This is a genomic window from Saccharopolyspora sp. NPDC050389 (genome assembly GCF_040655595.1).
GTDB lineage: Bacteria > Actinomycetota > Actinomycetes > Mycobacteriales > Pseudonocardiaceae > Saccharopolyspora.
The window spans coordinates 45,588-71,901 of sequence record NZ_JBFAKG010000024.1; the positions used below are offsets into that span (position 1 = coordinate 45,588).

Annotated in this window: 27 protein-coding genes and 1 pseudogene; 14 read left to right on the plus strand and 14 right to left on the minus strand. The window is 71.5% G+C overall.

What is annotated here, in order from left to right; all coding sequences use genetic code 11:
- Positions 1–14: 14 nt before the first annotated feature.
- From paaE to paaZ, 6 genes are read right to left on the minus strand one after another with little or no spacing between them, the layout of a single operon-like run.
- Positions 15–1,133 carry a 1,2-phenylacetyl-CoA epoxidase subunit PaaE gene (paaE, locus tag AB0I53_RS17775; RefSeq protein ID WP_358603522.1) on the minus strand — a complete coding sequence of 373 codons (1,119 nt, stop codon included), beginning with the start codon at positions 1,131–1,133 and terminating at the stop codon, positions 15–17.
- A 1-nt stretch (position 1,134) separates the two neighbouring features.
- A complete protein-coding gene (paaD, locus tag AB0I53_RS17780; RefSeq protein WP_358603524.1) occupies positions 1,135–1,653 on the minus strand; it encodes a 1,2-phenylacetyl-CoA epoxidase subunit PaaD in 519 nt (172 codons plus the stop codon).
- Complete coding sequence (paaC, locus tag AB0I53_RS17785; RefSeq protein ID WP_358603526.1) at positions 1,647–2,537, minus strand: 1,2-phenylacetyl-CoA epoxidase subunit PaaC; 891 nt, start codon at positions 2,535–2,537, stop codon at positions 1,647–1,649. Before paaC ends, paaD begins: the two co-directional genes overlap by 7 nt.
- Before the next feature lie 10 nt (positions 2,538–2,547).
- Positions 2,548–2,859 carry a 1,2-phenylacetyl-CoA epoxidase subunit PaaB gene (gene paaB / locus AB0I53_RS17790; RefSeq protein ID WP_358603529.1) on the minus strand — a complete coding sequence of 104 codons (312 nt, stop codon included), beginning with the start codon at positions 2,857–2,859 and terminating at the stop codon, positions 2,548–2,550.
- Complete coding sequence (gene paaA, locus AB0I53_RS17795) at positions 2,856–3,821, minus strand: 1,2-phenylacetyl-CoA epoxidase subunit PaaA (protein ID WP_358603532.1); 966 nt, start codon at positions 3,819–3,821, stop codon at positions 2,856–2,858. Before paaA ends, paaB begins: the two co-directional genes overlap by 4 nt.
- A complete protein-coding gene (gene paaZ, locus AB0I53_RS17800; protein ID WP_358603535.1) occupies positions 3,818–5,866 on the minus strand; it encodes a phenylacetic acid degradation bifunctional protein PaaZ in 2,049 nt (682 codons plus the stop codon). Before paaZ ends, paaA begins: the two co-directional genes overlap by 4 nt.
- 247 nt (positions 5,867–6,113) lie before the next feature.
- On the opposite strand from paaZ, the gene paaI reads away from it, so the two are divergent.
- From paaI to AB0I53_RS17830, 6 genes are all read left to right on the plus strand, one after another.
- Positions 6,114–6,515, plus strand: coding sequence for a hydroxyphenylacetyl-CoA thioesterase PaaI (paaI, locus tag AB0I53_RS17805; protein WP_358603711.1), 402 nt, complete (start codon positions 6,114–6,116; stop codon positions 6,513–6,515).
- Complete coding sequence (gene paaK, locus AB0I53_RS17810) at positions 6,512–7,855, plus strand: phenylacetate--CoA ligase PaaK (protein ID WP_358603538.1); 1,344 nt, start codon at positions 6,512–6,514, stop codon at positions 7,853–7,855. Before paaI ends, paaK begins: the two co-directional genes overlap by 4 nt.
- A 13-nt stretch (positions 7,856–7,868) precedes the next feature.
- Complete coding sequence (locus tag AB0I53_RS17815) at positions 7,869–8,516, plus strand: TetR/AcrR family transcriptional regulator (protein ID WP_358603540.1); 648 nt, start codon at positions 7,869–7,871, stop codon at positions 8,514–8,516.
- Positions 8,517–8,984: 468 nt separating this feature from the next.
- On the plus strand, positions 8,985–9,620 hold the full coding sequence (locus tag AB0I53_RS17820) for a hypothetical protein (protein WP_358603543.1): 636 nt from the start codon (positions 8,985–8,987) through the stop codon (positions 9,618–9,620).
- Between the two features lie 126 nt (positions 9,621–9,746).
- On the plus strand, positions 9,747–10,718 hold the full coding sequence (locus tag AB0I53_RS17825) for a phytoene/squalene synthase family protein (RefSeq protein ID WP_358603546.1): 972 nt from the start codon (positions 9,747–9,749) through the stop codon (positions 10,716–10,718).
- Positions 10,719–10,861: 143 nt separating this feature from the next.
- Positions 10,862–11,182 carry a hypothetical protein gene (locus tag AB0I53_RS17830; protein ID WP_358603548.1) on the plus strand — a complete coding sequence of 107 codons (321 nt, stop codon included), beginning with the start codon at positions 10,862–10,864 and terminating at the stop codon, positions 11,180–11,182.
- A 21-nt stretch (positions 11,183–11,203) separates the two neighbouring features.
- Here AB0I53_RS17830 and AB0I53_RS17835 read toward each other — a convergent pair whose 3' ends face one another.
- Entirely contained in the window at positions 11,204–12,370 is a 1,167-nt protein-coding gene (locus tag AB0I53_RS17835; protein WP_358603551.1) for a S8 family serine peptidase, read from the minus strand.
- A gap of 260 nt (positions 12,371–12,630) precedes the next feature.
- Here AB0I53_RS17835 and AB0I53_RS17840 point away from each other — a divergent pair, with 260 nt between their 5' ends.
- Together AB0I53_RS17840 and AB0I53_RS17845 are read left to right on the plus strand one after the other, a co-directional pair.
- Complete coding sequence (locus tag AB0I53_RS17840; protein ID WP_358603554.1) at positions 12,631–13,464, plus strand: SDR family NAD(P)-dependent oxidoreductase; 834 nt, start codon at positions 12,631–12,633, stop codon at positions 13,462–13,464.
- Between the two features lie 38 nt (positions 13,465–13,502).
- Positions 13,503–13,937, plus strand: coding sequence for a universal stress protein (locus AB0I53_RS17845; protein ID WP_358603557.1), 435 nt, complete (start codon positions 13,503–13,505; stop codon positions 13,935–13,937).
- Positions 13,938–13,971: 34 nt separating this feature from the next.
- Here AB0I53_RS17845 and AB0I53_RS17850 read toward each other — a convergent pair whose 3' ends face one another.
- Positions 13,972–14,736: an IclR family transcriptional regulator gene (locus tag AB0I53_RS17850; RefSeq protein ID WP_358603560.1), complete on the minus strand. Its 765-nt coding sequence runs from the start codon at positions 14,734–14,736 to the stop codon at positions 13,972–13,974.
- Between the two features lie 156 nt (positions 14,737–14,892).
- On the opposite strand from AB0I53_RS17850, the gene AB0I53_RS17855 reads away from it, so the two are divergent.
- From AB0I53_RS17855 to AB0I53_RS17870, 4 genes are all read left to right on the plus strand, one after another.
- Complete coding sequence (locus tag AB0I53_RS17855; RefSeq protein WP_358603563.1) at positions 14,893–15,819, plus strand: U32 family peptidase; 927 nt, start codon at positions 14,893–14,895, stop codon at positions 15,817–15,819.
- Between the two features lie 296 nt (positions 15,820–16,115).
- Positions 16,116–17,378: a cytochrome P450 gene (locus AB0I53_RS17860; RefSeq protein WP_358603566.1), complete on the plus strand. Its 1,263-nt coding sequence runs from the start codon at positions 16,116–16,118 to the stop codon at positions 17,376–17,378.
- Between the two features lie 39 nt (positions 17,379–17,417).
- A complete protein-coding gene (locus AB0I53_RS17865) occupies positions 17,418–18,881 on the plus strand; it encodes an MFS transporter (protein ID WP_358603569.1) in 1,464 nt (487 codons plus the stop codon).
- A 93-nt stretch (positions 18,882–18,974) separates the two neighbouring features.
- Positions 18,975–19,397: a MarR family transcriptional regulator gene (locus AB0I53_RS17870; protein ID WP_358603572.1), complete on the plus strand. Its 423-nt coding sequence runs from the start codon at positions 18,975–18,977 to the stop codon at positions 19,395–19,397.
- A gap of 24 nt (positions 19,398–19,421) precedes the next feature.
- On the opposite strand, the gene AB0I53_RS17875 is transcribed toward AB0I53_RS17870, so the two are convergent.
- Positions 19,422–19,592 (minus strand): hypothetical protein, encoded by a 171-nt coding sequence (locus tag AB0I53_RS17875; RefSeq protein ID WP_358603575.1) that lies wholly within the window; start codon positions 19,590–19,592, stop codon positions 19,422–19,424.
- A gap of 141 nt (positions 19,593–19,733) precedes the next feature.
- Between AB0I53_RS17875 and AB0I53_RS17880 the strand changes: the two genes are divergently transcribed.
- A complete protein-coding gene (locus tag AB0I53_RS17880) occupies positions 19,734–19,901 on the plus strand; it encodes a hypothetical protein (RefSeq protein WP_358603578.1) in 168 nt (55 codons plus the stop codon).
- An 8-nt stretch (positions 19,902–19,909) separates the two neighbouring features.
- Here the strand turns inward: AB0I53_RS17880 and gudD are convergent, their stop codons facing one another.
- Positions 19,910–21,307, minus strand: a complete 1,398-nt coding sequence (gene gudD, locus AB0I53_RS17885; protein WP_358603581.1) for a glucarate dehydratase — start codon at positions 21,305–21,307, stop codon at positions 19,910–19,912.
- Positions 21,304–22,230: a 5-dehydro-4-deoxyglucarate dehydratase gene (gene kdgD / locus AB0I53_RS17890; protein WP_358603584.1), complete on the minus strand. Its 927-nt coding sequence runs from the start codon at positions 22,228–22,230 to the stop codon at positions 21,304–21,306. The genes gudD and kdgD overlap by 4 nt, the downstream gene beginning before the upstream one ends.
- Positions 22,231–22,427: 197 nt before the next feature.
- Here kdgD and AB0I53_RS17895 point away from each other — a divergent pair.
- Positions 22,428–23,266, plus strand: a pseudogene (locus tag AB0I53_RS17895) (LysR substrate-binding domain-containing protein).
- A gap of 6 nt (positions 23,267–23,272) precedes the next feature.
- On the opposite strand, the gene AB0I53_RS17900 reads toward AB0I53_RS17895, so the two are convergent.
- The 3 genes from AB0I53_RS17900 to AB0I53_RS17910 are packed head-to-tail and all read right to left on the minus strand — an operon-like array spanning position 23,273 to position 26,249.
- On the minus strand, positions 23,273–24,781 hold the full coding sequence (locus AB0I53_RS17900; protein WP_358603587.1) for a tripartite tricarboxylate transporter permease: 1,509 nt from the start codon (positions 24,779–24,781) through the stop codon (positions 23,273–23,275).
- 8 nt (positions 24,782–24,789) lie between these two features.
- A complete protein-coding gene (locus AB0I53_RS17905) occupies positions 24,790–25,254 on the minus strand; it encodes a tripartite tricarboxylate transporter TctB family protein (protein ID WP_358603590.1) in 465 nt (154 codons plus the stop codon).
- Complete coding sequence (locus tag AB0I53_RS17910; RefSeq protein WP_358603713.1) at positions 25,251–26,249, minus strand: tripartite tricarboxylate transporter substrate binding protein; 999 nt, start codon at positions 26,247–26,249, stop codon at positions 25,251–25,253. The genes AB0I53_RS17905 and AB0I53_RS17910 overlap by 4 nt, the downstream gene beginning before the upstream one ends.
- Positions 26,250–26,314: the final 65 nt, after the last annotated feature.

A 26,314-nucleotide genomic window follows, 5' to 3' on the forward strand; every position in this document is an offset into this window, starting at 1 on the left:
GGCCGGGCCGGCCGTCAGGCGTCGAAGTCGACCGTGACCTCGTCGGTGGTCGGCAACGACTGGCAGGTCAGGACGAAACCTTCCGCGACCTCGGATTCCTCCAGGGCGAAGTTGCGGCGCATCCGGACCTCGCCGCAGGTGACCTTCGCCCGGCAGGTGCCGCAGACGCCGCCCTTGCACGCGAACGGCAGGTCGGGGCGGACCCGTTGGGCCGCGTCCAGGACCGGGACGTCGCGGGGCAGGGACATCGGCGTCGACCGGCCGTCGAGCACCACCGTGACCTCGCTGGTCGGGCCCTCGACCGCCGGTTCCTCGTGGCGCGCCGGCTCCGGCGGCACGTCCTCGACGTAGAACAGCTCCTGGTGGATCCGCCCGGTGGCGACGCCGCATTCGCGCAGCACGTCCTGGGCGTCGCTGACCATGCCGTACGGCCCGCACAGCCACCACTGGTCCACCGAATCGGCATCGACCACTGTGGACAGCATCGCCCGGATCTTCGCCGCGTCCAGCCGGCCGGTGAACAGCTCCGACTCGCGCGGCTCCCGCGAGAGCACGTGCACCAGCTCCAACCGCGCCGGATAGCGGTCCTTCAGGTCGGCGAGCTCGTCGGCGAACATCACCGTGTCGCTGCGCCGGTTCCCGTAGAGCAACGTCACGGTCGCGTCCGTCTCGCGCAGCACCGACGCGGCGATGGACAGCACGGGCGTGATGCCCGATCCGGCGACGACGCACACATGCCGTTCGTGCGCGGTCAGGTCCGGGCTGAAGCTGCCGACCGGCGGGAGCACCTCGATCTCGTCGCCGGGCCGCACCTCTCGCACCAGCCAGCTGGAGAACAGCCCGCCCGGCACGTGGCGCACGCCGATCCGCGGCGCGGCGCCGTGCGGGGCGCAGATCGAATACGACCGGCGCTCCTCGCGGCCGTCCACCCGGCGGCGCAGCGTCAGCGACTGGCCCGGCCGGAACGCGAACTCCTCGGTGAGCTCCGGCGGGACGTCGAAGCTGACCGCGACCGCGTCCTCGCACAGCCGCTCCACGTGGCTGACCCGCAGCGGGTGGAAGGTCGTGCGACGGCGGCCGGGCCGCGCGGTGGCGGCCGGTGCGGGCGCGTCGACGGAGGCGGGACGGACCACGTCAGATCTCCTTGATGTGCTCGAAGGGTTCGCGGCACGAGCGGCATCGGCGCAGCGCCTTGCACGCCGTCGCGCCGAACTGCGAGACCTGCTCGGTGTCCGGCGAACCGCACTGCGGGCAGCGGACCCGGGTGCGCGGCGCCGTCAGCGTCAGCGGCACCGGGCCGGGCGCGTGCCGAGGGGCGGCGCCCGGCGGGGCGATGCCGTACTCGGCGAGCTTCCGCCGGCCAGTCGCGCTGATCCAGTCGGTGGTCCACGGCGGGTCCAGCACCGTGCGCACCTCGACGTCGGCGAAACCGGCTTCGCGCAGCCGGCTGCTGAGGTCCGCGCGCATCTCGCGCATCGCCGGGCAACCGGAGTAGGTGGGCGTGATCGACACGACCACCGTTCCGTCCCCGGCCATCTCGACGTCGCGCAGGACTCCGAGGTCGGCCAGCGTCAGCACCGGCAGCTCCGGGTCGGTGACCGACTCGGCGACCGCGCGGGCGTGCCGGAGGTCCGGCTTCGTGCTCGTCACCACGTCGCCTCCGGGTGTGCTCGGGCCAGGCTCTGCAGTTCGGCCAGCAGGTAGCCCAGGTGTTCGGTGTGGATGCCGTCCCGGCCGGTCCGCCCGGCCACGCCGGCCAGCGCCGATGCGTCGGGACGCCGGAGCGTGGCCGCGGCGATGACCTGGTCCAGGACGTCGTCGAACTCGGCGCGCGCCTGCGCCGGGTCGGTGCCGACACCGGCCGCGACCATCTCCCGGTCGGTCGCGTTCGGCGCGAACAGCTCGTCGACCAGCGGCCACACCTCGTCGAGCCCCTGCTGCATCCGCGCGTGCGACACCTCGGTGCCGTCGCCGAGCCGGACCGTCCACTGCGCCACGTACTCGCGGTGGTAGGCCAGCTCCTTGACGCCCTTGGCCGCGATCGCCGCCAGCACCGGGTCGCGGGACTCGGCGAGCCGGGCGAACAACGCCAGCCGCCACGTCGCGAACACCAGCAGCCGGGCGATGGTCTGCGCGAAGTCGCCGTTCGGCGGCTCGATCAGCCGCACGTTGCGGAACTCCCGCTCATCGCGGAAGTACGCGAGCTCGTCCTCCCCGCGCCCGCTGCCGTCCGCCTGCCCGGCGCGGGCCAGCAGCAGCCGCGCCTGGCCCAGCAGGTCGAGCGCGATGTTGGCCAGCGCTAGCTCGTCCTCCAGCTCAGGCGCGCGGGTGACCCACTCGGTCAGCCGCTGCGAGGCGATCAGCGCGTCGTCGCCGAGCATCAGGCAGTACCGGGCGAACGCGGCGCCGTCGACGCCGTCCGGCAGCGTGGTGTCCACTCCGGACAGCGGGTCGTCGAAGCCGGTGCCGAAGGCCCAGCGGGACTCGCCGTCGGGCTCCGCTGCGGTCAGCGCCTCGTAGGCGTTGTCGAACGACATCAGGCCGACCTCACATGTGCGGGACGTTGTCGGGAATGCGGTAGAACGTTGGGTGCCGGTACACCTTGTCGCCGCTGGGCGCGAAGAACGGGTCCTTCTCGTCCGGGCTGGACGCGGTGATCGCGTCCGCCCGCACCACCCAGATGCTCACGCCCTCGTTGCGGCGCGTGTAGAGGTTGCGGGCGTTGTGCAGCGCCATCTCCTCGTCCGCGGCGTGCAGGGAGCCCACGTGCACGTGGTTCAAACCCCGCTTGCCGCGGACGAAAACCTCGAACAGCGGCCACGCGGACCGCGGCGCACCGGTCTCGGCGTCCCAACTCATCGCGCGACCTCCTCGCGTGCGGCTTGCTTGGCGGCGTGGGCGGTCGCCGCGTCGCGCACCCACTGCCCCTCCTCGTGCGCGGCCCGGCGCCGGGCCAGCCGCTCCTCGTTGCACGGCCCGTGCCCGGCGATCACCCGCTTGAGCTCGGACCAGTCCGGCTCGCCGAAGTCGTAGTGCCCGCGCTCGTCGTTCCAGCGCAGTGCGGGATCGGGCAGCGTGACGCCCAGCGCTTCCGCCTGCGGCACGGACATGTCGACGAACTTCTGCCGGAGCTCGTCGTTGGTGTGCCGCTTGATCCGCCAGGCCATGGACTGCTGGGTGTTGGGCGAGTCGCCGTCCGGCGGGCCGAACATCATCAGCGACGGCCACCACCAGCGGTTCGTCGCGTCCTGCACCATCTCCCGCTGCTCGTCGGTGCCGCGCATCATCGTCATCAGCAGCTCGTAGCCCTGCCGCTGGTGGAACGACTCCTCCTTGCAGATCCGCACCATGGCCCGCGCGTAGGGCCCGAAGGAGCTGCGGCACAGCGGCACCTGGTTGCAGATCGCCGCCCCGTCGACCAGCCATCCGATGACGCCGATGTCGGCGAAGGTCAGCGTCGGGTAGTTGAAGATCGACGAGTACTTCTGCCGGCGGTCGATGAGCTTCTCGGTCAGCTCCGCGCGGTCCACGCCGAGCGTCTCGGCCGCCGAGTACAGGTAGAGCCCGTGCCCGGCCTCGTCCTGCACCTTCGCCAGCAGGATCGCCTTGCGCCGCAGGCTCGGGGCCCTGGTCAGCCAGTTGCCCTCCGGCTGCATGCCGATGATCTCGGAGTGCGCGTGCTGGGCGATCTGGCGCACCAGGTTCTTGCGGTAGCCCTCCGGCATCCAGTCCCGCGGCTCGATGCGCTGATCGTGCGCGATCCGCTCGTCGAAGTGCTGCTGCAGCTCGGCGTCGCCGAGCCGGTCCACGGTGCTCGTCATGACGCCCCCTGCTCCCCCGGCCGCTTGGCGACCAGCGTCAGCACGTCGTACTTGGCCACCGAGGCGCCGTCCTGGTTGGTCACGTCCACGTCCCAGCGGACCTCGCCGTGCTCGGCGCCGACCCGCGGCGTGATCTGCTTGGCGGTCATCGTCACGGTGATCTCGTCGCCCGGGTAGGTCGGTGTGAGGAACCGGAGGTTCTCCAGCCCGTAGTTGGCCAGCACCGGCCCCGGGTCCGGGTCCACGAACAGCCCGGCGGCGAAGGACACCACCAGGTAGCCGTGCGCGACCCGGCCGTCGAAGAACGGGTTTGCCTTCGCCGCTTCCTCGTCGGTGTGCGCGTAGAAGGTGTCGCCGGTGAACTCGGCGAAGTGCTCGACGTCCGCCAGCGTCACGGTGCGCGGCCCGGCGACCACCGTGTCGCCGATGCGCAGCTCGTCGAGGTGCTTGCGGAACGGGTGCTCTTCGGTGGTGTTGCGCGGAGTTCCGGGCACCCACTGCCCGGTGATCGCGGTCAGCGTCGCCGGGTCGGCCTGCACCGCGGTCCGCTGCATGTGGTGCAGCACGCCGCGAACGCCGCCCATCTCCTCGCCGCCGCCGGCCCGGCCCGGTCCACCGTGGACCAAGGCGGGCAGCGGCGAGCCGTGCCCGGTGTTCTCCTTGGCGTTGTCCCGGTTCAGCACGAGCATCCGGCCGTGCCGCGACGCCGCGCCCAGCACCACCTCGCGGGCGAACTCCGCATCGGCGGTCACCACGGAACCGACGAGGCTGCCCATGCCGCGCCGCGCCAGCTCCACGGCCTGCGCCGTCGTCTCGTACGGCAGCACTGTGCTCACCGGGCCGAAGGCCTCCACCTCGTGCGGCTGCGGCTGGTCCGGGTCGTCGCAGCGGACCAGCAGCGGCGGCAGGAACGCGCCGCGCTCCGCGTCGGCGTCGACCACTTCGACGCGCTCGGGGTCGCCATGCACCAGGGTCCCGGTCTCCAGCAGCGCCTTCAGCGACCGCCGGACCTCCTCGCGCTGCTCCAGGCTCGCCAGCGCGCCCATCCGCACCTCCGGCGAGGCGGGATTGCCGACGACGACCTTCTCCAGCCGCGCCTTGGCGGCCGCCACCACGTCGTCGATCCGGTTCGCCGGCACCAGCGCCCGCCGGATCGCGGTGCACTTCTGCCCGGCCTTGACCGTCATCTCGGTGACCAGCTGCTTGACGAACAGGTCGAACTCCTCGGTGCCGGGCGCGGCGTCCGGGCCCAGGATCGAGCAGTTCAGCGAGTCGGCCTCCACGTTGAACCGCACCGAGTTCGCCGCCACCACGGGGTGGGCGCGCAACCGCTGCCCGGTCGCGGCCGAACCGGTGAACGACACCAGGTCCTGGTCGGTGAGGTGCTCGAACAGGTCGCCGACGCCGCCGCAGATCAGCTGCAGCGAGCCCTCCGGCAGGAGCCCGGAGCCGACCATCAGCTCCACCAGCCGGTGCGTGAGGTACGCGGTCTGGCTGGCCGGCTTGATCAGGCTGGGCACCCCGGCCAGGAACGCGGGCGCGAACTTCTCCAGCGGCCCCCACACCGGGAAGTTGAACGCGTTGATCTGCACCGCGACGCCCCGCAGCGGCGTGCAGACGTGCTGCCCGACGAACGTGCCGCCCTTGCTCAGCGGCTCGATCGCGCCGTCGACGTAGACGGTGCCGTTGGGCAGCTCCCGGCGGCCCTTGCTGGAGTAGCCGAACAGCACCCCGATGCCGCCGTCGATGTCGAACTTGGAGTCGCCGAGCGTGGCCCCGGTGCGGGCCGACAGCGCGTACAGCTCCTCGCGGTGCTCGCGCAGGTGCGACGCGAGGCTCTTCAGCAGCGCGGCGCGCTGGTGGAACGTCAGCTCGGCCAGCGCCGGGCCGCCGCTGCCGCGCCCGTGGGCCAGCACCGCGGCCATGTCGATCCCGGCCGAGGAGACCCGCGCGACCTCCTCACCGGTCACCGCATCGCGCAACGGCACCCCGTTGTCCGCTGGCGCGTGCCAGGCACCGTTGACGTAGCTCCGCAGGGCAGCCATGCGGCCCGACCTCCTCAGGCTGGTTCTTTAACTGACCGTTCGTTCGAAAAAGTACCACCGGCGACCGGTGTCGCACACCACCCGATGCAGCTAAATTCTGCTTTACCGAGCCAGAAACACCGGCCCAGGCGAGAACCCTTGACAGCGTCCGACTGCGCGGTATTAATTACCGACTATTCGTTCGGTAACGAGGCGGTGAACCCCAGTGCAGGAGCCCGGCGCGACGACGCGCAACCCGGCCCAGGCCATGTTCGACGACGACCGCGCCTCGCAGGCGCTGGGCATCGAGCTCGTCGAGACCGGCAGCGGATTCGCCCGGGCCCGGATGCGGATCACCGACGCGATGGTCAACGGCCACGGGATCGCCCACGGCGGCTACATCTTCCTGCTGGCCGACACGACCTTCGCCTGCGCCTGCAACAGCCACGGCCCGACGACCGTCGCGGCGCGCGCGGACATCACTTTCATCCGCCCCGCCCGCGGCGGCGACCTGCTGGTCGCCCGCGCCGAGGAGCGAACCCGCTTCGGCCGCAGCGGGATCTACGACGTGTCGGTGCACCGCGGCGACGAGCTGATCGCCGAATTCCGGGGCCACAGCCGGTCGCTGAACGGCGCGCCCGACAACCAGCCCGAGGGAGCCAAGCCATGACAGCGACGACGGGCGCCCCGCGCCGGCTCGGCGCCGCGCCGGATCCGGCCGATCTCGACCCCGCCGAGCGGTACTCCGCCGACGAGCTCGCCGCGGTGCAGCTGGAGCGGCTGCAGCGCACCCTGCGCCACGCCTACGAGAACGTGCCGCTGTACCGCCGCAAGTTCGACGCGGCGGGCGTCCGGCCGGAGGACTGCCGGAGCCTGGCCGACCTGGCGAAGTTCCCGCACACCACCAAGCAGGACCTGCGCGAGAGCTACCCGTTCGGCATGTTCGCCGTGCCGATGGAGCAGGTCCGCCGGCTGCACGCCTCCAGCGGCACCACCGGCAACCCCACCGTCGTCGGCTACACCGAGCCGGACCTGGACATCTGGGCCGACATGGTGGCGCGCTCCATCCGCGCCGCCGGCGGGCGGCCGGGCCACAAGGTGCACGTCGCATACGGGTACGGCCTGTTCACCGGCGGGCTCGGCGCGCACTACGGCGCCGAGCGGCTCGGCTGCACCGTGATCCCGGCCTCCGGCGGGATGACCGCCCGGCAGGTGCAGATCATCCAGGACTTCCGGCCCGAGATCATCATGGTCACCCCGTCCTACCTGCTCACCCTCGTCGACGAGTTCGAGCGCCAGGGCATCGACCCGCGCGGCACGTCGCTGAAGATCGGCATCTTCGGCGCCGAGCCGTGGACCGAGCAGATGCGGCAGGAGATCGAGGAGCGGCTGGACATCGACGCGGTCGACATCTACGGCCTGTCCGAGGTGATGGGGCCCGGCGTGGCCAACGAGTGCGTGGAGACCAAGGACGGGCTGCACATCTGGGAGGACCACTTCTACCCCGAGGTGATCGACCCGTTCACCGAGGAGGTGCTGCCCGACGGCGTCGAAGGCGAGCTGGTGTTCACCTCGCTGACCAAGGAGGCCATGCCGGTCATCCGCTACCGCACCCGCGACCTCACCCGGCTGCTGCCCGGCACGGCCCGGCCGATGCGCCGGATGACCAAGGTGACCGGCCGCACCGACGACATGATCATCCTGCGCGGCGTCAACGTCTACCCCACCCAGATCGAGGAGCTGGTGCTGCGCACCGAGGGGCTGTCGCCGCACTTCCAGCTGGTACTCACCCGCGCGGGCCGGATGGACGAGATGACGGTGCGCGTCGAGGCGCGCACCGACTGCCCCGCCGACCGCCGGGATCCGGCCGCCGCCGAGCTGGTCCGCGCGATCAAGGACGGCGTCGGCGTCAGCACCGAGGTCGCCGTGGTGGACCCGGACACGCTGGAGCGTTCGGTCGGCAAGTTGCGCCGCGTGGTGGACCGCCGCGAACCCCGATCCGCCGGCTGAAATACTGCGAGCCATGTCGGGGAACACTGGTCGCGCGAATCGCCGAGGCCGGCCGGGCTACGACCTCGGCAGGCTGCTGGACGTCTCCGTCCGGGTGTTCAACGAACGCGGCTACGAGGGCACCAGCATGGAGGACCTCTCCCAGCGGCTGGGCATCACCAAGTCGGCGATCTACTACCACGTGTCCAGCAAGGACGAGCTGCTGCGGCTGAGCGTCAACCGGGCCCTGGACGCGCTGTTCGCGGTCACCGAGGAAGAGGCGTCGACCACCGGCAAGGCCATCGACCGGCTCGAACACGTGGTCCGGCGCAGCATCGAGGTGCTGGTCGACGAGCTGCCGTTCGTCACGCTGCTGCTGCGGGTGCGCGGCAACACCAGGATCGAGCGGCAGGCGCTGACCCGGCGCCGCGAGTTCGACCAGGTGGTCAGCGAGCTGGTCCGGCAGGCCGAGGCGGAGGGCAGCATCCGCCCGGACGTCGACCCGGCGCTGACCAGCCGCCTGCTGTTCGGCATGGTCAACTCGATCATCGAGTGGTACCGGCCCAGCCGCGGCCTGCGGGCCGCGCAGGTCGCCGACGCGGTCACCAAGATCGCCTTCGACGGGCTGCGCACCGGCGCCGACGACCGCGCGCCGGAAACCCCCGGGACTCGCGCGAAATAAATTTCCCGATCTTGGCGTCATGACGATCTCCCACGCGGGTCCCGATCCCGTGGGCGATCTGGAGCGCCCGCCGCGCGCGCGGAACGCAGAGGGGATTTCGTGCGCGCGACCGGCCGTCGGTCGTGGCTTGGATGTGGGTTGCGACCGGCGGTCCCCCGAGTCACTCCAGTCACGTTCGCCGCAGCGGCGCGGTTCCCGACCGTGTTGAACACAGTGGACAGTTACGCGGCGGCGCCGAAATCCGCAGCTTGTGGGTGACGAAAGACCCCTGCGATCACGGCCCTGGTCCGCTTAGGCTCCTCCGATGTGGCCGCCCGGGACCCGGCGGCCGCGCGGCGGATCCGCTGAAACTGGGGACAGCGGCACCAAAAATCCGGAACCGGCTGCGTGCCGGTGCGGTCTTCGGCAGGACCCGGGTCCGCCCTCCCTCTCGCCCTGCACTCTGGACGAGCATTCTGGAGGCCAACCGTGTCCAGGCTTGAGTCGATCGCTCGCGCCTTCCTCCGGTACCTGTACGAGGACGACCGCTTCCGGCCCGAGGTCGCGGATTTCTTCGGCAGCCCGGCGGCCGAGGCGGCCGCGCTGCAGCCTTCGTGGGCGGAGCTCGCCGACGTCGTGCAGACCCTGCGCGAACAGGAGCTGATCGCCACCAGCGGCACCGGGTGGCAGGGCGCGCCCGCCCGCGCCGGGCTGACCGGATCCGGGCTGATCTGCGCGGGCAGGCACGGCGGCGACGTCGGCTCATGGGCCAGGTCGCAGTCGGTCGCGGTGCTCGACGAGCGCCCGGCGGATCCGGTGGTGCCCGCCCAGCCTGCGCCCGCTCCCGCGGCACGCCCGGACTTCACCGGGCTGACCCGGGTGGCCAAGGTCGTGTTGCTGGCGTTGCCCACGGTGCACGCCCGCTACGGCGACACCGTCGAGATCGAACTCATCGCCAGGCGGCTGTGCGAGGCCGTGCGGCAGGACCGGCCGGATCCGCGCCGGGTGCGGCTGCTCGCCTTCCGGCTGCGCGGCGAACTGGCCTCCGGTTCGGTGGCGAACACCCTGGGCGTCGTCCTGCTCGACGGCCTCGACGAGGCCCTGGCCGAGAGCGGGCTCGGCTGAATCCGGCGGCGCGCGCGCAACGAGCCAGCTGAACCGTCCTAATAGGACTCAGACCGTAGTGACCGGGTTCACCGCGGATGCCCACCGTGCGCACGCTCGCGCACTCCGTGTGCTGAGATGCCCGGTATGGACACGGGCACCTGGCCGCGAGTGGCGGCGCGCCGCGAGCTCGACGCCGCGGGCGTCCGGCCGCAGCTGCGCCCCGCCTACCAGCGGTGCCGGATGCTCAACGCCGCGCATGGGCGCACCTACTTCCTCGCGACCCGGCTGCTGACGCCGCCGCAGCGGCCTTCGGTGCACGCGCTCTACGGTTTCGCACGGTGGGTGGACGACATCGTCGACGACACCGACCAGCAGCGGACCGTGCCGGACCGGCAGCAGGCGCTGGACCAGCTGGACGGCGAGCTGCGCGCGGGCCTGCGCGCCGGACGCAGCGACGACCCGATCCTGGCCGCGCTCATCGACACCGTCGCCCGGCACGGCATCGACCCGGCGCTGTTCACCGACTTCATGGCCTCGATGCGGATGGACCTGACCGTCCACGGCTACCCGACGCGGGCGGCGCTGGACGCCTACATCCACGGCTCGGCGGCGGTGATCGGCCTCCAGCTGCTCCCGGTGCTCGGCACGGTGTGCCCGGCCGAGGAGGCCGAGCCCTACGCCGCAGCGCTGGGTGGCGCCTTCCAGCTCACCAACTTCCTGCGCGACGTCGGCGAGGACCTCGACCGCGGCCGGGTCTACCTGCCGATGGAGGAGCTCGCGGTGTTCGGCGTCGACCGGGACCGGCTGGCCTGGTGCCGGGAATCCGGCCGCCCGGACCGCCCGGTGCGCCGGGCGCTGGCCGACCAGGTCGCGCGCACCCGCTCGAAGTACCGGGCCGCGGAGCCGGGCATCGCGCTGCTCGCGCCCGGATCCCGGCCGTGCGTGCGCACCGCTTTCACGCTGTACGGCGAGATCCTGGACCGCATCGTGGAGTCCGGGTACGACGTGTTCCGGCGACGGCTCGCGGTCTCCGGCCCGCGCCGCCTGGAGGTCGCCGCCGGAGCGCTCGGCTCGGTCGTCGCAGCGCGCCTCCGCGCCCGCCACTCGCACGTGTGACCGCCGCCCGCACCGGGTACGCGAAGCACGTCGAAGTCCTGCGGAGGCGAGGTGAGCGAGCATGCCGCAGCAGAGCGCTGACCCGGGCCAGGGCGGAAACTGTTCAGAACGCGCCGATACCGGCGCTTGTGGGGGGCAACCAGATGGAGAGCGGAACGCCGTCGCGCTGGCAGGACGTCGGCACGACCGCCGAAGTGATGTCGCAGGCCAGCGGCGAGTTGGAACGAACCGCCCGCAAAGACCTGACACCGGCTGAAATCACCGCGGCGCGCGAAGCCTTGCTGGCCGTCACCGCGGCGGGTGCCCGGCTGGCCCGGCAGCTCGACATGCTGGCTTCCGCCTACCACTCACCGCACGCGGGCCAGCCGTCCGAGGTGAACGTCGCGCTCGACCAGGCCGCGGCCGCCGCCGAGGATCTCGGCAACTGCGCGAAGGTCGCCGCGCAGGCCATCGAAGGAGACTGACCGCGCGGCGACCTCAGGCCGCTACGGTGCCTGGACCAGGCCCGCTCCGACGTCGGTCGAGGCGAGCGGCAGCTGGCGGGCCGTCTGCGACAGCCGTGCCCACAGGCCCCACGCCCGCTCCGGGTGCTGCTGCGCGTACAGCGCCGCGACGCCCGCTACGTGCGGCGTGGCCATGCTGGTGCCGCTGAGCTTCCGGTAGCGCTCCGCTCCCGGCCAGCTCGAATAGACGTCCACGCCGGGGCCGACCAGGTCAACCTGGCCGATCTCGTCGACGGTGCCGCTGGAGAAGTCGGCGATCTGCAGCTGCGAATCGATCGCGCCGACGGCCAGGATGGACGGGCAGTTGGCTGGGTGCCCGACCGGCGCGATCGTCCCGGCGGAGCGCTCGCTCTCGTTGCCGGCCGCGGCGATGATCAGCGTGCCGCGCTCCATCGCGCGCTGCGCGACCCGCTCGAAGGCCGCCGAGTACGGCTGGCCCGGCTGCGCCGGCGCGCCGAGCGACATCGACACCACCGCGGCACCGTTGGAGATCGCCCACTCGATGCCGGAGAGGATGCCGCTGTCGGTGCCCGAACCGTCGTCGCCGAGCACCTTGCCCGCGTAGATGCTGGCCTCGGACGCGATGCCGTAGCCGGGCCCGGCCTGCGAGGTGCGCGACCCGCAGGAGGTGCCGATCACGTGCGTGCCGTGCCCGTGGCCGTCCTGCACGTCCTGGCCGTCCACGAAGGAGCCGGTGACGATGTCCCGGCCGGCGAAGTCCGGGTGCTTGAGGTCCAGGCCCGTGTCGAGCACGGCGACCCGCACGCCCTTGCCGGTGGGCTGGGTGCGGTCGGCGCGCACGGACTGCAGGCCCCAGGTGAATTCGCCGTCCGCGACCGCCGGTTCCGCGCCGATGGCGAACACCCGGCGCTCCGGTTCGAACGCCGCGATCGGGCCGGTCTCCCCGGCCGCGCTCGTCAGGGCTGCCGCCTGGTCGGCATCTGCGCTGACCAACGCGATGCCGAGCTGATGCAGCACGATCCCGCCCGCGCCGCGGAAAAGCTCGCCCGGCGCCGCGCCCGCCGCGTCGGCCGTGTTGGCGCAGCGGATGCCCGTCAGCCGCGTCAGCTCGCGCGTTCCGATGATCGTGGAGTTGTCTTCCAGCAGCACCAGATAGCGTCCGGTGGAGCTCTCCTCGTTGGTGGTCATGGTTGCTCCCTCGGCGAGGTTCGGATGCGGCGAAGCACCACACCGTCCTCAGGTGTATCGCGCGTTACCCACAGTTACAAGCACCCACTCGGGTAAGGACCGCACTATCCGTACCGCACGTCCCGACATCCTCAGAAAGTGCCTTGCGACACAACGCTTTCGTGGTACCTCGGCCGGGGATCTCCGGGCCGCGAGGATGACAGTTCTCGGCGCGCGTCCGCACACTGGTGGTAATCACCGCCGACAGTTCGGAGCGAGCCGTGCGCGATCCCAGCGAGCGTTGCATCTTGATCACCGGCGCGACCGGCGGGCTCGGCCGAGCCCTGGCCCTCCGGCTCGCCGAGGCCGGTTCCCGGGTGCTGATCCACGGGCGCAGCGCGGAGCGAGCCGAGGCGGTGCGCACGGAGATCGCGGCGGCCACCGGTTCGGACCGCCTCGACGTGCTGGTCGCCGACCTCGCCGAGCTGCGCCAGGTCGAACGGCTGGCCAGCGACGTCCGGTTGCGCTGCGACCGGCTGGACGTGCTGGTCAACAACGCGGGCATCGGTTCCGGGCCGCCGGGCAGCGGGCGGGAGGAGAGCCCGGACGGCGTCGAGCTGCGGTTCGCGGTGAACTACCTCGCCGGCTACCACCTGACGCGGCTGCTGCAGTCGCTGCTGATCGCCTCGGCGCCGGCCCGGGTGGTCAACGTCGCCTCGGCCGGGCAGCACCCGATCGACTTCGACGACCCCATGCTGATCCGGAACTACCTCGGCAACCGGGCGTACGCGCAGAGCAAGCTCGCGCAGATCATGTTCACCTTCGACCTGGCCGAGCAGCTGCGCGGCAGCGGCGTCACGGTCAACGCGCTGCACCCGGCGACCTACATGAACACCGCGATGGTCCGCGAGGCCGGGGTGAGCCCGGTGGCCACGGTGGCCGAGGGCGTCGCCGCGACGATGCGGCTGGTCGTGGATCCGGGACTGGACGAGGTCACCGGGGAGTACTTCCATGGAACCCGCGCCTGCCGCGCGCTCGAACAGGCCTACGACCGGCAGGCCAGGTCGCGGCTGCGGAAACTGTCCGAGGAGCTCGTCGAGCAGGCCCGCGGCTGAGCCCGACACAGCGGATCGCGGAACCGGAGGCCAGCGCCATGAACAGCGGAACCCAGCACAGGATCGTCGTCGGCGTGGACGGCTCGGAATCGTCCAAGTGCGCCCTGCGGTGGGCGCTGCGGCAGGCAGCGCTGTCCGGGGCCACGGTGCACGCGGTCACCTCATGGGAGTTCCCGGCGTTCTACAGCTGGGAGGGTGGCCCGATGCCGCCGGACGACTTCGAGGAGTCCGCGCGCAAGAGCCTCGAGGACACCGTCGACGAGATCGAGCACGAGTTCAGCCCGGCGGTTCCGGTGCAGCGTGAACTCACACACGGGCACGCGGCGCAGACGCTGCTCGACGCCTCCGAAGGCGCCGAGCTGCTGGTGGTCGGCAGCCGCGGCCACGGCAGCTTCTACGGCGCGCTGCTCGGGTCGGTGAGCCAGCGCTGCGCCCAGCACGCCAAGTGCCCCGTCGTGATCGTCCGGCACTGAAAGAAAGGTGCCGGCCCCTGCGGGAATCGCTTGGTCAGGAACCGGTGTGGCCCAGGCGTTCGGAGAGGGCGGTCGCGCCTTCCGCGACGAGTTCGCGCAGCGCCGCCTCGGTCTCGTCGTTCCAGCGCAGGATCGGCGCCGAGATGCTCATCGCGGCCACCACCGCGCCGGACTGGTCGCGCACCGGCGCGGCGACGCAGGCCACCGACTCGTTGGACTCGCAGTACTCGCCTGCCACGCCGTCCTTGGCGATGGCGTCGAGCTCCCGGCGCAGCGCCTTGCGGGTGGTGATGCTGTGCTCGGTCATCGCCTCCAGGCGGCGGTTGCCGTAGAGCTCGTCGACCTCGGTGCGCGGCAGCGTCGCCAGCAGCGCCTTGCCGAGCGCGGTGCAGTGCGCGGGTAGCCGCCGGCCCACGGCCGAGACCATCCGGACCGGGTGGCTGCTGTCGACCTTGGCCACGTACAGCACGTCCGTGCCGTCTCGCACTCCGACGTGCACCGTTTCCTGGCAGCGCTCGGCGATCTCCTCCGCGACGAGCTGCCCCTCGCGGGCGAGGTCCAGTCGCTCGGCGTAGGCCGCGCCGAGCTGGAAGCCGCGCACGCCCAGCCGGAACCGGTTGCTGCCGCGGCCGGCGGGCATCAGGTAGCCGCGCTCGCTGAGCGTGCCGACCAGCTCGTGCACCGTGGTCCGCGGCAGGCCCAGCTGCGCGGTGATCTCCGGCGCGCTCAGCTCGTGGGCGTCCAGGAACAGCTCCAGGACGTCGAAGGCCCGTTCCACGGCAGGTACCGCTCGTGCCACGCGTACTTCCCCCTGTCGGAACTCATCGGCCCGTTGACCGATATTTCGAACATCGTATCCGATATCGACCACAGGCGAGCCGGGGTGCTTGACCACCCGACCCGGCCAACCATACGATTTGGCGAACGTTGTTCGACATTTCGGACGGAGCTACCGGTGCGCCAGACACGTGAATTCCTGCGGTCCCAGGGACTGCCCGCCGACGACTCCCCCGTCACCAGCACCAAGCGGTTCCCCGACGGCGCGCAGTACCGGGTGGAGATCCCCAGCACCGAAGGGCCCGAGGTGCTCGACGCGGTGCTCGCCGAGGCGGACGCCCGGCAGGTGCCGGTGCACCGCATCTCCCAGGGCAGCGGCGGCATGCTGCTCACCGACGACGAGCTGCGCGAGATGGCCGAAACGGCCGCCGGACGGTCGGTCGAGCTGAGCCTGTTCGCCCGGCCGGTCGCCGGGTGGGACACCAGCCCCATGGCCACCGCAGCGGCCGGCGGCCCGGTCGCCGCCCAGGCGCGCGGCACCGAACAACTCGTGCACGTGCTGGAGGACATCCGCCGCACCGCCGAGGCGGGCATCCGCAGCGTGCTGATCACCGATCTCGGCGTGCTCAAGGTGGCCGCGGCGATGCGCGCGGCCGGCGACCTGCCGCCGGACCTCCAGTTCAAGATCAGCGTCCAGATGGGACTGGCGAATCCCGCCTCGGTGCGCATCGCCGAGGACCTGGGCGCCGACACCTACAACGTGCCGACCGACCTGAGCATCGGGCAGCTGGCCGCCATCCGCGCCGCCACCGACCTGCCGCTGGACGTCTACGTGGAGGCACCCGACGACATGGGCGGCTTCGTCCGGCACTTCGAGATCGCCGAGATCGTGCGCGTCGCGGCCCCGGTGCACGTCAAGTTCGGGCTGCGCAACGCGCCGAACATCTACCCCAGCGGCACCCACCTGACACCGACGGCGGTGGCGCTCGGCCGCGAACGGGTGCGCCGCGCGCAGATCGGCCTGGACCTGCTGCGCCGCTACGCCCCGAACGCCAAGGCCTCACAGCTGCCGGCCACCGGGCTGGCGGTGCCGACACTGGGATAATGGGTGTTCGAATGTGGTTTGCGTGGCGGTGCGGGTAGCGGCCCCCCTGCGGGAGTTGCTGCGGCCGTCTCACTCCGGGATCCCCGACTTATGTATGTCCAGGCTGTCCTCGCTGGGAGAACCCCAGCGGGGTGGGCTCAGTGAACCCGCGGCGGCGCAAGTTGAGTCCCACACCGCAAGCGGCTACCGCCGCGCATAAAACAGACCCTGGTCCACTTCGGACGGAGGGTGGGCGTTGACGGGGTTGCGCGCCGCGGCCAGAGTAGGCCTGCAACGGCTGCGGTGAAGGAGTCTCGATGGCAGCGCCCGCCCACGTTCCGGACGTGTTCGACCCGCGCAAGTACGCCGACGGCGTGCCGCACGACGACTTCGCCTGGCTGCGGCGGCACGCGCCGGTGAGCCACCAGGAGGAGCACGAGATCGGCGACTGGCCGGCCGGGCCCGGATTCTGGGCCGTCACCAGGTATTCCGACGTCGTCGCGGTGCTGAAGTCCGCCACGGCCTACTCGTCCTGGCTGGGCGCCACCCAGATCCGCGATCCCGACCCGGCGGATCTGCCGTTCATCCGCAGCATGATGCTCAACCTCGACCCGCCGGAGCACGGGCGGCTGCGCCGCCTGGTCAGCCGCGCGTTCACGCCCCGGCGGATCGACCGCTTCCGGCACGAGGTCGCCGAGCGGGCCCGACTGCTGGTCGACGGCGTCGTCGAGCGCGGCGAGTGCGACCTGCCGGTCGAGGTCACCGACGACTACCCGCTGCGCAACCTCGCCGATCTGCTCGGCGTGCCGGAGTCGGACCGGCGGATGCTGCTGGAGTGGACCAACCGGGTGATCGGCTACCAGGACCCGGAGCACTCCGAGGTCATCCGCGACTCGGACGGCAAGCCGGTCAACCCGCGTTCCCCGGCGATGCTGGCGGACATGTTCGCCTTCGCCCAGGACCTCGCGGCGTTCAAGCGCCGGAATCCGGCCGACGACGTGATGACCGCGCTGGCCACCGCCGAGCCGGACGGGCGCGGACTGGCCGACGCCGAGCTGGAGATGTTCTTCTTCCTGCTGTCGGTGGCGGGCAACGACACCGTGCGCAGCGCGCTGCCGGGCGGAATGCTCGCCTTCGCCGAGAACCCCGACCAGCTTCGGCTGCTGCTGGAGGATCCCGGGCTGCTGGACTCCGCCGTGGAGGAGACGCTGCGCTACCACCCGCCGGTGCTCAGCTTCCGCCGCACCGCGACCGCCGACACCGAACTCGGTGGCCGGCGCATCGCCGCCGGCGACAAGGTCGTGGTGTTCCACTGCTCGGCGCACTTCGACGAACGGCGGTTCCCCGACCCGCACCGCTTCGACATCCGGCGAACGCCCAACGACCACGTCGCCTTCGGCAACGGCCCGCACGTCTGCCTGGGCGCGCACTTCGCCCGGCTGCAGCTGCGGGCGTTCTACCGCGAGGCCCTGTGGCGGATGCGCGACCTGCGGGTGACCGGGCCGGTCGAGCGCCTGGTGTCGAACTTCATCAACGGGATCAAGCACCTGCCGGTGGCCTTCACGCCGGGCACCAGGTGATCGACGGCGGGTCCCGGGCACGCCCCTTATGGTCGGGCGGTGACCGCCGCCGTAGCGCTTCGTTCCCAGTCCGGCCGCTGGATCATCTTCGCCACGATCCTCGGCTCCGGGGTGGCGTTCCTGGACGGCTCCGTCGTCAACGTCGCGCTGCCGGCGATCGGCCGGGACGTGGGCGGCGATCTCAGCGTCCTGCAGTGGGTGCTGGACGCCTACCTGCTCACGCTCAGCGCGTTGCTGCTGCTCGGCGGCGCGCTCGGTGACCGCTACGGCCGCCGCCGCGTTTACACGCTCGGGCTGGTGTTGTTCACGCTGGCTTCGCTGGGCTGCGGGCTGGCACCCAACGGCGCGGCCCTGATCACCGCTCGCCTGCTGCAGGGCGTCGGCGGCGCGTTGCTGGTGCCCGGCAGCCTGGCGCTGATCAACTCCACCATCCGGCACGACGACCGCGGCGAGGCCGTCGGCCGCTGGGCCGGGTTGACCGGTGTGTCCTCGGCGATCGGGCCTTTCGTGGGCGGCTGGCTGGTGGACGCGGCGTCCTGGCGCTGGGTGTTCTTCATCAACGTCCCCATCGCGGCGGCGGCGCTGCTCGCGCTGCGGCACGTGCCGGAGTCCCGCAATCCGGCCGCCGCCGGGCGACCGGACGTCTTCGGCGCGATCACCGTGACCGTCGGGCTGGCCGGTGCCGTGTACGCGCTGATCGAGATCCCGACGAAAGGGTGGAACGCCGCCAGCGCGGCGGCGGCCGTGGTGGGCGTCGCCGCGCTGGTCGCGTTCCCGCTGATCGAATCGCGCCATCCGGACCCGCTGCTGCCGTTGTCGCTGTTCCGCTCCGCGCAGTTCACCGGCGCGAACCTCACGACCTTCACCGTTTACGCGGCGCTGAGCGGCGCGTTGTTCCTGCTGTCGCTGCAGTTGCAGCAGTCGATGGGATACACCGCCCTCGCCGCGGGCATCGCGACGCTGCCGATCACGATCATCATGCTGCTGGTTTCCGGGCGCGTCGGCGCGCTCGCGCAACGCACCGGCCCGCGCCTGCCGATGAGCATCGGCCCGATCATCTGCGGGGCCGGCCTCGCGTTGCTGACCTGGGCGGTGCCCGGCAGCACCTACCTGAGCGGCGTGCTGCCCGGCGTCCTGGTGTTCGGCGCCGGCCTGTCCATCACGGTGGCGCCGCTGACCTCGGCGGTGCTCGCCTCCGTCAGCCCCGACAACGCGGGCGTCGCCTCCGGCGTGAACAACGCGGTGTCCCGGCTGGCCGGTCTCCTCGCGGTCGCGGTGCTCCCGGTGATCGCCGGGTTGTCGCACACCGGCGCGGGCGCGCCGCTCGGCCCCGGTTTCGGGCAGGCCATGCTGATCTCCGCGGTGATGTGCGCGGCCGGCGGCGTGCTGGCCTGGCTGACCATCGACCGCTCGCGGCGGGTCGAGACCTACCCGTTGCCGGGCCTCAACCACGCCTGCCAGGACCCGTGCACCTGCGATCTCGGCCGAAATCCAGGCCCGTGACGTTCCGAATATCCGCCGGTTCGGCCGCGAATTGGTCCGTTTGGACTAGGATTCGCACACCCCGTTCGCCGACCCGACGGAAGTGACGCCCACGTGGAGCTGGACAACGCCGTCTTCCACCTCATGCGCCGCGCCATGCAGGAACACACCTCGAGCTGGCAATCCCGCCTGCCGCACCTGACGAAACCGCAGTACGCGGTGCTAAACGCGATCCGGGCGAACCCCGGCATCGAACAGGCTCAGCTCGGCCAGCGGGCCGCGATCGACAAAGCGACCCTGGCCTCCCTGCTGGTGCGAATGGAGCAGCGCGGCCTGGTGCACCGCACCATCGACGACGCCGACCGGCGCCGCCGACTCCTGCGGCTCACCCACGTCGGCGAGGCGGAACTGCGCGCCGTCGAGCCGATCGCCGACCGCGTGGACATCGAACTGCTCGACCGGCTCACCCCGGCCGAGCGCACTGAGCTGCTCCGATTGCTCGACAAGCTCGCCCCCCGCGAGCGGCTGGTCAACTGATCCGCACTCCCGGCGCGATCCCCGTCATGCGGCGGGGCTCGTCGCGCTCAGGCGGTGCATCCGCAGCAGCCACAGCTCCAGCTCGGAGAGCTGGCCGTCCAGGCTCTCGCTGCCGTACATGTCCGGGCTCGCGCGCAGGGTGTTCAGCTCCTCCCAGCGCCGTTCCATCTGCTCGACCATCTCCCGCAGCGTCACCTGGTGCTCCTCTCCCCGACGTGCCCCGATGACGCTACGGGGTTTCCGTGCACGCTCGGTAAGGCCGAAAGTCACGGTTTCACCCGATCTTCCGGAACCGATCCGGGCCATCCCGGGCACGCGTTGTGATGTCATCGGTGCATGAGACGAGGGCGCCGAGGCCACCCCTGCGAACCCGACACCAGCCGGATCGGCATGTGGCGATGCGACGTCTGCGGCCAGCAGTGGGAGATCCACGGCGTGGCCGACAATCCGCGCATCCGAAAGGTGAGCCGCGTCGGCTGGTTCTTCGCCAAACTGCTCGGCTGATCAGGCCGTCACCGGTCGAGGGCCGGGCGTTTGCCGTCGAAGGCCCAGCCCGGGACGAGGTACTGCATAGCCAGGGCGTCGTCGCGGGCACCGAGGCCTTTCCGCTGGTAGAGCTCGTGCGCCTCGGCAACCCGGACCATGTCGAGCTCCACGCCGAGCCCCGGAGCGGTCGGCACCGGTAGCCGTCCGCCGGTGATGACCAGCGGCTGCCGGGTGAGCCGCTGGCCGTCCTGCCAGATCCAGTGCGTGTCGATGGCGGTGATCTCGCCGGGCGCCGCGGCGGCGACGTGGGTGAACATCGCCAGCGACACGTCGAAGTGGTTGTTCGAGTGCGAACCCCACGTCAGGCCCCACGCGTCGCAGAGCTGCGCGACGCGCACCGAGCCGCTCATCGTCCAGAAGTGCGGGTCGGCCAGCGGGATGTCGACGGCGTCGGTGCGAATCGCGTGGCCGAGCTCGCGCCAGTCGGTGGCGATCATGTTCGTCGCCGTGGGCAACCCGGTCGCCCGCCGGAACTCCGCCATGACCTCCCGCCCCGAGTAGCCCCGCTCCGCGCCGCACGGATCCTCGGCGTAGGCAAGCACGTCGCGCAGGCCCCGGCACAGCTCGATCGCCTCGGACAGCAGCCACCCGCCGTTGGGGTCGATCGTGATTCGGGCGTCCGGGAACCGTTCGGCCAGCGCGGTGACGACCTCGATCTCGGCCGACCCGGGCAGCACGCCACCCTTGAGCTTGAAGTCGCGGAACCCGTAGCGGGCCTGCGCCGCTTCGGCCAGCCGCACGACGGAATCGGGGGTGAGCGCCTCCTCGTGGCGCAGCCGCGACCAGTCGTCGGCGTCGGCCGGCTCGTCCACCGGGGCGCGGTAGTCCAGGTCGGTCTTGGTGCGGTCGCCGACGAAGAACAGGTAGCCCAGCACCGGCACCTCGTCGCGCTGCCGGCCGTCGCCGAGCAGCTCGGCGACTGGCACGCTGAGGTGCTTGCCGAGCAGGTCGAGCAGCGCGGATTCCAGGGCGGTCACGGCGTGCACCGCGATGCGCAGGTCGAAGGTCTGCGCGCCGCGCCCGCCGGAGTCGCGGTCGCCGAAGCGGTCGCGCACGCCGGCCAGCACCGCGTGGTAACGCGCGACCGGCTGCCCGACGACCAGATCCCGGGACTCCTCCAGGGTGTTGCGGATGGGTTCCCCGCCGGGCACCTCGCCGACTCCGGTGCGGCCTTCGGAGTCGGTGAGGATCACCAGGTTGCGGGTGAAGTGCGGGGCGTGCGCCCCGCTGAGGTTGAGCAGCATGCTGTCGTGCCCCGCGACGGGAACGACCTGCATGCCGGTCACCAACGGGCTGTGCTGAGCGGTCATGGTCGGCATCCTCCGCGGTCGGTGCTCGCCGGCGATCGGTTCGTGGTCGGTCATCGCGGCTCCCCTGGCAGGCGCTTGACGAGGCCGGCCAGCAGCGCGAGCTCGGAGTCGTCGAGATCGACCAGCGGCGGGCGGACCGGCCCGGCCGGGCGGCCGATGACCTTCATGCCCGCCTTGACGATGCTCACCGCGTACCCGGCGCGCCGGTTCCGGATGTCGCAGTACGGCAGCACGAACTCGTCGAGGTGGCGGTACACCGCGGCGCGATCGTGATCGCGCACCGCCCGGTAGAAGCGCATCGCGAACTCCGGCACGAAGTTGAACATCGCCGACGAGTAGGTCGTGACGCCCAGCTCCAGGTACGGCAGCGCGAAGGTCTCCGCGGTGGGCAGGCCGCCGATGTAGGTCAGCCTGTCGCCCAGCCGCGAATACAGGCGAGTCATCTTCTCGATGTTGCCGACGCCGTCCTTGAACCCGACCAGGTTCGGGCAGTCCTCTGCGAGCCCGGCCACCGTCGCCTCGTCGAAGACCGCGTTGGCGCGGCTGTAGAGGATCACGCCGAGGCCGGTGGCCGCGCAGACCGCGCGGACGTGGGCGGCGAGCCCGGCCTGATCCGCCTCGGTCAGGTACGGCGGCAGCAGGAGCAGGCCGTCGGCCCCGGCGCGTTCGGCGGAGCGGGCCATCTCGACGGCCATCGCCGTGCCGTAACCGGCCGGGGCGATCACCGGCACGCCTTCGGGCGCTTCCTGCGCCGCCGCGGTGACCACCGACTCGACTTCGGCCGGTGTCAGCGAGAAGAACTCCCCGGTGCCGCCGGCCGCGAAGAGACCAGCCGCGCCGAACCCGCCCAGCCAGCCGATGTTCTCCCGGTAGGCGGCCTCGTCGAAGCCGCGGTCAGGCCGGAAATGCGTCACCGGGAACGACAACAGCCCGCCGGCCAGCTGCCGAGCCACATCGGTGGGCGGGTACGCGGACATCGGCGATCTCCTTCGTAGGCGGATCCGGCCGGCCGCTCCCCCGGCGCCGCGGAGGTGGCCGTGCCGGCGGGGAATCGGTGCCGGCTGCGGACGACAGTAAGGTGGGCCATCAATGCACGTCCAAGTCCAACAATGCATCTACCGATACCGGGACGGCATCATTGTTCACCCTGAACCAGCTCACCGGCTTCGTCGCGGTGGCCGAGGAGCAGCACTTCGGCCGTGCCGCGCAGCGCCTGCGCATGACCCAGCCGCCGCTGACGCGGCAGATCCAGCAACTGGAGAAGGAACTCAAGGTCCAGCTGTTCGACCGCACCAGCCGCACCGTGCGGCTGACGCCGGCCGGCAGGGCGTTCCTGCAGGACGCGCGGCGCCTGCTGCACGAGGCCGAGAACGCCGCGCTGTCTGTGCGGCGGGTGACCTCGGGCCAGGCGGGCATCATCCGGATCGGCTTCACCGCGACCTCGGCGTACGGGGTGCTGGGCGGCTTGCTGGCGACTGTTCGCGAACATCTGCCGCAGGTGGACGTCGTGCTGCACGAGCTGGTCACCCGCGACCAGATCGACCGGCTGGCGGGAAGTTCCCTGGACCTCGGGCTGGCCCGTCCGCCGGCCGCGCGGCCCGAGCTGGAGTCGCGCCGGCTCCGCGCGGAACCGCTGCTGGCGGCCCTGCCGGCCGGCATCCGCTCGCCGACGGCGCGAAACCCCTGGAACTGGCGCGATTCCACGGCACCGACATGGTGATGTACTCCCCGACCGAAGCCCGGTACTTCCACGAACTGCTCGTCACCACCTTCGGCAACGCCGGCGTGCAGCCGGCCTACGTGCAGCACGTCAGCCAGATCCACACCGCCCTGGCGCTGGTCCAGGTCGGCCTCGGCAGCGCCCTGGTGCCCGCCACCGCGGCCCGGCTGCATTTCGAAGGCGTGACGTTCCGCGAGGTCCGGCTCCCCGAGCCGAATCCCGTGGAACTGCACCTGGTTTGGCGCCGCGCGAACGACAACCCGGCCCTGCACGCGCTGCTCGACCTGCTGTGACCGGGCTCAAACGTCCGCCTTCTCCCGTTCTCGCGCCCGCCGCGACCGGATGAGCTTCTGCAGCAACGGAAGCAGGACGACCAGGACCAGCAGCGCGAGCAAGGTGCCGGAGATCGGCCTGGTGACGAAGCCGGCCGGATCGCCGTCGAAGAGCAGCAGCGACCGGCGCAGCGAGGTTTCGAGCAACGCCCCGAGCACGAAGGCCAGCACCAGCGGCCCGGGTTCGAAGCCGAACTTCTTCATCAGGTAGCCGAGGACGCCGAAGACGATCACCAGCCCGATGTCGAAGACGCTGTTGCGGACGGTGTACGCGCCCACCAGCGTGATCAGCACGGTGATCGGGGCTAGGACCGTGCCGCGCACCCGGAGGATCTTCACGAAAAGCCCGACCAGCGGAATGCTCATGACCAGCAACAAGATGTTCCCGATGTACATCGAATTCACCACGCCCCAGAACAGCTCCGGCTGTTCGTCCACGAGCTGCGGTCCGGGCGTCACGCCCTGGATCAGCAGCGCGCCGAAGATCATCGCCATCGTCGCGTTCGCCGGAATGCCCAGCGTCAGCAGCGGGATGAACGACGACGTCGCGGCCGCGTTGTTCGCCGTCTCCGGCGCGGCAACGCCCTCGACCGCGCCGCTGCCGAATCGCTCCGGCGTCTTCGACCGGCGCTTCTCCAGCGCGTACGCCGCGAGCGAGGAGAGCGTGGCGCCGCCGCCCGGGAGCACTCCCAGAACGAACCCCAGCACGGAGCCCCGGCCGATCGCCCCCGCCGACTGCCGGAGATCCGCGCGGGACGGCCACGCGTTGGCCACCCGGGTGACAGCCGTCGCGCCCTGCCGCCGTTCCTCCAGGTTGTAGAGGATCTCGCCGAGGCCGAAGAGGCCCATCGCGATCGGGACGAAGTCGAGCCCGTCCGACAGCGGCAGCAGGTCGAAGGTGAACCGCTCGGCGCCGGTGAACGTGTCGCGCCCGACCACCGCCAGCAGCAGCCCGATGCAGGCGGCCACGACCGCCTTCAGCCGGCCGCCGCTGCTCACGGTGGCGACCAGCAGGATCCCGAGCAGGGCGAGGGCGGTGTACTCGGGCGGGCCGAAGTCGAGCGCGAACCCGGCGATCAGCGGCGCCAGCACCGAAAGCACGACGATCGACGCGGTGCCGCCGATGAACGACCCGATCGCCGCGATCCCGAGCGCGGTACCGGCGCGGCCCTGCCGGGCCAGGGCGTGGCCGTCGAAGACCGTGACCACCGACGACGCCTCGCCGGGCAACCGCAGCAGCACCGACGTGATGGTGCCGCCGTACTGGGCGCCGTAGAAGATGCCGGCGAGCATGATGATCGCCGTCACCGGCTCCACTTCGAACGTCAGCGGCAGCAGGATCGCGATCGTCGCGGCCGGGCCGAGACCGGGCAGCACCCCGACCAGCATCCCGATCACGACGCCGATCAGGCAGTAGAGCAGGTTGGTGGGTTCGAGGACGACGCCGAACCCGTCGAGCACCGGTGTCAGATCCATCGCCGCTCCTAGAACAGGTGGGGAATCGGCACGTTCAGGGCGCCGACGAAGATCAGGTAGAAGGCCGCCACGATGCCGAGGGCGCCGAAGACGGACAGCCGCCACGACTCGCGGCCGAGGAAGCGCAGCCACGCGAAGGCCAGCAGCGCGCCCGGGATCTCGAACCCGATCACGCCGACCAGGGCGGCGAACCCGGCCATGCCGGCCACCGCGCCGAGCACCGGCAGGCAGGACGACGACAGCCCTTCCGCGTCGTTCGTGCGCCGCGCCAGCAACGCGAGCACCACGCCGAGAACGGTGATCGCGGCGCTGACCAGGAACGGCCAGGTGCCGGCGGCAGGCGCGGCCGCGCCGCCCAGGCCCAGCGCCCAGGAACCGGCCATCCCGCTCCCGCCGATGCCGACGATCACCAGCGCTACCAACAGGTTCGCGACCGCGCCGGCCGATTCGCCGTCGCGCCGGGGATCGCTCACTTCGGCCCGCCGAGGTCGATGCCGTACCGCTGGATCATGGCGCGGTAGCTCTCCAGCGAGCCGGTCCACTCCTGGGCGACCTGCGCGCCGTCGACCTCGTGCGGGGTGAGCAGGTTGTCCTCGTTGAACTTCCGGTACCGCTCGGTGGCGAACGTCGTCCGGAACGCCTGGCGCAGCCGGTCCACGACCTCCCGCGGCGTTCCCTTCGGCGCGACGACCGCGCGGAACTGCGAAACCCGGACGTCGTAGCCCTTCTCAACGGCCGTTGGGGTGTCCGGGAGGTACTGGTTGCGCTGCGCGGAGAAGGTGACCAGCGGGACCAGCTTTCCGGCCTGGATCTGGCCGATCGCCTCGCCGAGCTGGACGGAGGCGACGTCCACCTGGTCGCCGAGCACCGCGGTCATCGCCGGCGACCCGCCGTCGAACGGGACCGCGGTGCCGTCGATCCCGGCCTGCTTGAACAGCAGCTCCTGGGAGAGCTGGCTGCCGGTGCCGACCCCGGTGGTGCCGAACTTGAGGTTCCGGCGCGCGTCGATCAGGCCCTGCACCGAGTTCAGGCCGGAGGCGGCGTTGGCGACCAGCACGTAGTCGTCCTGGGAAATCCCGGTGACCACCTCGAAGTCGTTGATGCCGACGGCTTCCTGCGGCGCGGCGGCCAGCGGCGTGATGGCGGTCAGGGAGGCGTTGATGACCAGCACGTGCTGACCATCCGGTTGCTTCCCGGCGAGTTCCCTCGCGGCCAGGGCACCGTTGGCGCCAGGCGTGTTGACCACGGGCATCGGAACGCCGAGATCGTCGGCCGCGCCCTGGGCCAGCGCGCGGCCGATCAGGTCGGTGCTCCCGCCCGGGGCCTGGCCGATCGTCATCGTGACCGGCCCGCTCGGGAACTTCCCGCCGCCACCGCTGGAGAGGTTTCCGCCACATGCGGCGAGCGACAGGGAAAGGGCCGCGGCGAGCACGGACACTGCCCCTCGGACTGGCGTCTTCGACATCACCTGGGTCAATGCCTTCTCCTTCGGTCCGCTGGGCCGCGCACTCGGTGTGAGTGCCGTCACGATGA